Raw genomic sequence first — 5,277 nt, 5'->3', positions numbered from 1 at the left:
CTCCGGTACAATACCGAAGCCATCTCATAGCAGCTTAAAACGTTAAGGGTGCTTTTATTAAACTGTCCAAACTGTAGGGCTCAGTTCACCAAAGGGGCGAAACGGTGCAACTTTTTTAAAAATAGTATGACTTTTTTTAAAACGGTATAACTTTATTTAAAATCTACAATCGTGTAGCTTTAAAATAAAGTTTGATCAAAAGTTCCCGCAAAAGCTCATTTTTCGGGCAAATAAAAAGAATCCGTTTTGAAAAAAAGATTGATCAAAATGGATTCTTTTCTTGTGGGTTAGTATACACTTTTTAAAATAAAGTTTGATCACTTTCTACCCTTGACGTTCCACAATAGCGCCCGATTGCAGAAGACCACTGTTTGCAATTGAATTATTTATTCATATAAGCTTTGATTTCTTCTTCTGACATGGATGAATCGCATTTCACGTTTATTGTGTCACCATTAGTAAAAACGAAACCAGGAACCGTTGGAATGTCGTATTCATTACGGAAGGCCGTAATACCTTCCATATCAGATTTTTCCACACTATTTACATAATAGATAGTAGTATCAGTTTCCTCAGCAACTTTTTTTAGTTTTTCAACGAATATTTGGCAAAAAGGACAAACAGCCTTTCCAATATAGATTAAGGCTTCGGATTCCCCTTTTACCAATGCCTGTGCTTTTTCGGAATCGATTTTATCAAAACTAGCTACATTTTCTTCATAAGTAGTCATCATCGCTCAATCTCCTTTTTCTAATGTTATTATTATACAATAAAGTGTAAATACTCAAATAAATTACGCTTACGTGCTTGAATGTTCAATCCTATCAAAAATTGATGTGAAACACAAAAATTGATCTCAATCAAAATATATTCCTACGATTTGATAAATTCTTCCGTATGTCACAAGAGTTTACTCTACAATCTCGCGCACGTTAGCCTAATGTTTTAAAGTTCTTTATATTTATTTTGTACCTGAACAAGAACGTATCTTTTAATCCACATTTGTGTAGCAACAGTTAATTGTTCATCCTCTTTCTCAAAGAACAGACCTGAGCCTTCTTTCGCTTCAAATTCCCAGCCGTTTGAACCAATCATTTGTTTAAGATTTTCATCGGCTATCGAAATACCGTCATTCTCGCTTCTTATGATATACCAAGTGGAATCATCGTCTGTTACGATCTCTATTATCTCTTCATCGGAATTTCTTAGTTTTTCAATTGCTACTTTTGCAGTTAGATTTTCTATCGGTAGAGGTTGATTTAGACCCACACCCTAAATAATGAATATACAAAAGCACTTACTCTGAAATAGAGTAAGTGCCTTTGCATATCTTTTCAATCTGCAGAATTCTTTAAAATATGTGAGATTGAAGCGAAACTTGAGTTTAAAAGGACTCTTGACGACAATAGTTTTTATAAACTAACAATTTTACGATTAATGAAGAACCGCTAGTTTATAAAAACAGAAAGCACATGTAACTAGTTTATTATTTCTTAATTACTACATTAAAATATAACTTTTATTCATTCAATGTGCCATTCAGTTCAGCAGTTTTAGTAGAAATTAAATCCATTAACTCAGGTGATAGGACATCATAGGTAGGTAATCCAATATCATTTAAATCTTTTCGGATATCAGCCATTTTTGAAGCCGGTGTACCTGTTTCGATTACAGACGAAACAAATGCTGCAAATTGTGGTGCAGACCACCCTTTATCCTCTGATAATTCTGTATGAACAAAATCTAAACCATAAAATGCATGATCTCTATTTTCTATACGACCAAATAAATGTGCTTTACATTCTTTACAAAAATGTCTTTGAATTGTAGCTGTTTCATCAACAATCTCTAACTTATCGCCGTTTCTAATGACATGAACTTTGTCACGAGGAGCTACAGCTACTAAAGAAAAATTGGCACCCTCTGGTTTCCAACACTTAGAACAACCACATGCATGGTTGTGCATTGTTTGTGAATCTACCTTGACTTCTACTTTATTGGATTCACAAAGACACTTTAGTGTTCCTCCTACAAAGTCTTTTACTTCTGGATAATCATTAATCCCGTTATCTAATCTTGGATGTAATTTAGTGGTAGTCATATGTTTTCCTCCTTGAATATATTCATTATTTTTCATACGTTAACATCGTACGGATTGACTCACCCTTATGAAGCAAATCAAATGCATCATTGATGTCTGTAAAGTTTAAGTGGTGTGTGATAAACGAATCGATATCGATTTCACCATTCATATAATCTTCAACCATTCCTGGAAGCTGCGTTCTGCCTTTCACGCCGCCAAAGGCAGAACCACGCCATACTCGACCCGTTACTAATTGGAATGGACGCGTATGAATCTCTTTCCCTCCAGCTGCTACACCGATAATAGTACTTTCACCCCAACCTTTATGACAACATTCAAGAGCAGACCTCATTACTTCAACATTTCCAATACACTCAAAGCTATAATCTACTCCTCCATCTGTCATTTCAACAATGACTTCTTGAATTGGTTTATCAAATTTAGCAGGATTTAGAAAATCAGTTGCGCCCATTTTTTTAGCTAATTCAAACTTATCTTCATTTAAGTCTACAGCAATAATTCGGCTTGCTTTTGCTTGAACCAATCCTTGAATAGCGGCTAATCCAATGGCTCCTAAACCAAATACGGCTGTCACAGCTCCTTCTTCCACTTTTGCTGTGTTGTGTACAGCGCCAATACCTGTAGTCACACCGCATCCAAATAGACCAATTTTATCAAGTGGCGCTTCTTTGTCAATTTTTGCTAAAGAGATTTCAGGAACGACTGTATATTCACTGAATGTACTTGTTCCCATGTAATGATAAATAGGCTCTCCATTATAAGAGAAACGAGTTGTTCCGTCAGGCATTAAACCTTTACCTTGAGTTTCTCGTACAGCACTACATAAGTTTGTTTTACCAGATCGACAGAATTTACATTCCCCACATTCAGCCGTGTATAGTGGAATAACATGATCTCCTGGTTCTACTGAAGTAACTCCTTCACCTACGGCTACTACAACACCAGCGCCTTCATGACCTAAAACGGCAGGGAATACGCCTTCTGGATCATCCCCTGATAATGTATAAGCATCTGTATGACAGACTGAAGTGTACAGTATCTTTACTAAAACCTCTCCGGCTTTTGGATCCTCTACATCGATTTCTACAATCTGAAGCGGTTCTCCCGCTTTAAATGCAACGGCTGCTTTACTTTTCAAATGAAACCCTTCTTTCTTTTGTTTTATAGCGTTACCATACCCATAATTACATATCAATATACCGTTGACAATACTGACACATTTGTCATCATGGACACATTAATACGTAAAAAATGTGAAACACTATGATGTTTACATTTCCATGATTACATATCGTAATTTAAATTACCATACTGACAAATATGTCATAATAACCAAAAGTGTAATGGATAGGTACGCGAACTGAAAAATTAATGCCTGTTTTTCTTTCTTACACCCATGCTAAGTATACATAGATGTTATTCAATCTCTGTTTTATTAGCGTCTCTTTCTAAAGAGTCGCTAAAAATATCTCCCCAATCACAGATTGAAGTTACAACAGGTTCTAGGAGACAACCAATTTCACTTAGTTGATACTCAACTTTAGGAGGTACAACGGGATATACAGTTCTAGTAATTATGTTATCATCTTCTAATTCCCTTAACTGTCTAATTAACATGCGTTGATTGACTTCGGGAAGTTTTTTTTGCATTTCACTTAACCTTAATGGAGACTCCTGTATCAAACACCATATAATCACTATTTTCCAACGTCCACCTATAACTGATAAAGCCAAATCTTTTCCAGTAAAATAAGTTTTATCTTTATAATTAATTTCCAATTATATTCACTCTCTCTATAAGTATTGATATATCACGGTTTAAACCGTCGAAACGATATTAGAATGTTCTTTTGGTTTTCCGGAAATTCTCACATATTAAGAATTCTAATCCTTGCCTTGTTTGATGCTCAGGTTAAGTTTTCTATAGAAGCAATCTCCGCATCATACCAATAGGGCTTCTTATTTACAAGTTGTCTTAAAGTTTTCTAACAGTAATGCTCCTTTCTTTTACTATTATAGCATAGTGACAAAAACGTCAGTATTGTAGATTGCATTTTATTATGTAATTATGGGTATGGATATCAATAAAGCATTTGGTTTACTTCATTAGTTAAATCAATCCGTACAATTATAAACAAATGGAGAATGGAGAGTGAAATAAATGAGTCTTAAACTAATTGAACAACAACGCTCTTTTGATGGGGAACAACGTAAGTACACCCATTATTCAGAAGTTTTACAATGTGATATGACATTTAGTATCTACTTACCATCAAATAAAGAAAAGAAAAAAATCCCTCTTATTTGGTGGCTATCTGGATTAACTTGTACAGATGATAATTTTAGTCAAAAAAGTGGATTTCAAAGATTGGCTGAAAAATATCAAGTGGCAGTCATTATTCCTGATACTTCACCACGCGGAGAAAACGTTGCTGATGATGATGCATACGACCTCGGACAAGGTGCCGGTTTTTATTTAAATGCCACACAAAATCCATGGGCAAAGAATTATCATATGTATACTTACATCACAGAGGAGTTAACAGGTATTACGTCCACTTTAGTACCTGGATTTTCAGGAAAAGAAAGTATAATGGGCCACTCAATGGGAGGTCATGGTGCTTTAGTAATTGGGATAAAAAATGCTGCAAGATTCAAAGCGATTTCTGCTTTTTCTCCTATTTCAAGTCCTAGTCAAGTCCCTTGGGGAATAAAAGCTTTCTCAACTTATTTAGGTGAAGACAAAGCTTCTTGGAAAGAATGGGATGCTTCAGAACTCATTAAAGCAACTGACACCCCCCCTATTCTTATTACACAAGGAACTGCAGATCAGTTTTATCCAGAACAATTGGAAGAAACGACTTTCTTAGAAAATGCCCAAGCAAATAACGTAGAAATAAACTATAAGCAAGTTAAAGGTTATGATCATAGCTATTTCTTCATCTCTACATTTTTGGAAGAACATTTCGAATTCCATATGAAGCAATTAAGATGATGCTTTTTAACAAATAAGATTCGGAACGGTAAATATTCACATTTAATTAGATTGTGGATATTTTTGATTGTTTTTAAAAGGTAAGAGAATAAGGAGCATTCCTGTTAGGAAGATTTCTGAGGCCTTGAATTAAAAAAAGCCCTCTTTTATGATGATTGAGTGGTCACCCGATAAAATG

At 34.9% G+C, this 5,277-nt stretch carries 6 protein-coding genes; 1 reads left to right on the top strand and 5 read right to left on the bottom strand.

The window, feature by feature from the left end; genetic code table 11:
- Positions 1-382: 382 nt before the first annotated feature.
- The 5 genes from KNQ15_RS16445 to KNQ15_RS16425 form a co-directional block, all read right to left on the bottom strand.
- Positions 383-733 (bottom strand): DUF6568 family protein, encoded by a 351-nt coding sequence (locus KNQ15_RS16445; protein ID WP_064617367.1) that lies wholly within the window; start codon positions 731-733, stop codon positions 383-385.
- Between the two features lie 212 nt (positions 734-945).
- Complete coding sequence (locus KNQ15_RS16440; protein WP_053522651.1) at positions 946-1,269, bottom strand: hypothetical protein; 324 nt, start codon at positions 1,267-1,269, stop codon at positions 946-948.
- A gap of 250 nt (positions 1,270-1,519) precedes the next feature.
- On the bottom strand, positions 1,520-2,101 hold the full coding sequence (gene gfa, locus KNQ15_RS16435; protein ID WP_094871737.1) for an S-(hydroxymethyl)glutathione synthase: 582 nt from the start codon (positions 2,099-2,101) through the stop codon (positions 1,520-1,522).
- Positions 2,102-2,126: 25 nt separating this feature from the next.
- A complete protein-coding gene (locus tag KNQ15_RS16430; RefSeq protein ID WP_064617364.1) occupies positions 2,127-3,242 on the bottom strand; it encodes an S-(hydroxymethyl)glutathione dehydrogenase/class III alcohol dehydrogenase in 1,116 nt (371 codons plus the stop codon).
- Between the two features lie 278 nt (positions 3,243-3,520).
- On the bottom strand, positions 3,521-3,883 hold the full coding sequence (locus KNQ15_RS16425; protein ID WP_094871738.1) for a winged helix-turn-helix transcriptional regulator: 363 nt from the start codon (positions 3,881-3,883) through the stop codon (positions 3,521-3,523).
- A gap of 382 nt (positions 3,884-4,265) precedes the next feature.
- On the opposite strand from KNQ15_RS16425, the gene fghA reads away from it, so the two are divergent.
- Positions 4,266-5,099 (top strand): S-formylglutathione hydrolase, encoded by an 834-nt coding sequence (fghA, locus tag KNQ15_RS16420; RefSeq protein WP_094871740.1) that lies wholly within the window; start codon positions 4,266-4,268, stop codon positions 5,097-5,099.
- Positions 5,100-5,277 lie beyond the last annotated feature (178 nt).

This window comes from Exiguobacterium sp. s168, assembly GCF_018619035.1.
GTDB lineage: Bacteria > Bacillota > Bacilli > Exiguobacteriales > Exiguobacteriaceae > Exiguobacterium_A > Exiguobacterium_A acetylicum.
Note: the sequence above shows the minus strand (reverse complement) of the source record. Positions and strands in the feature narration are given on the sequence as shown.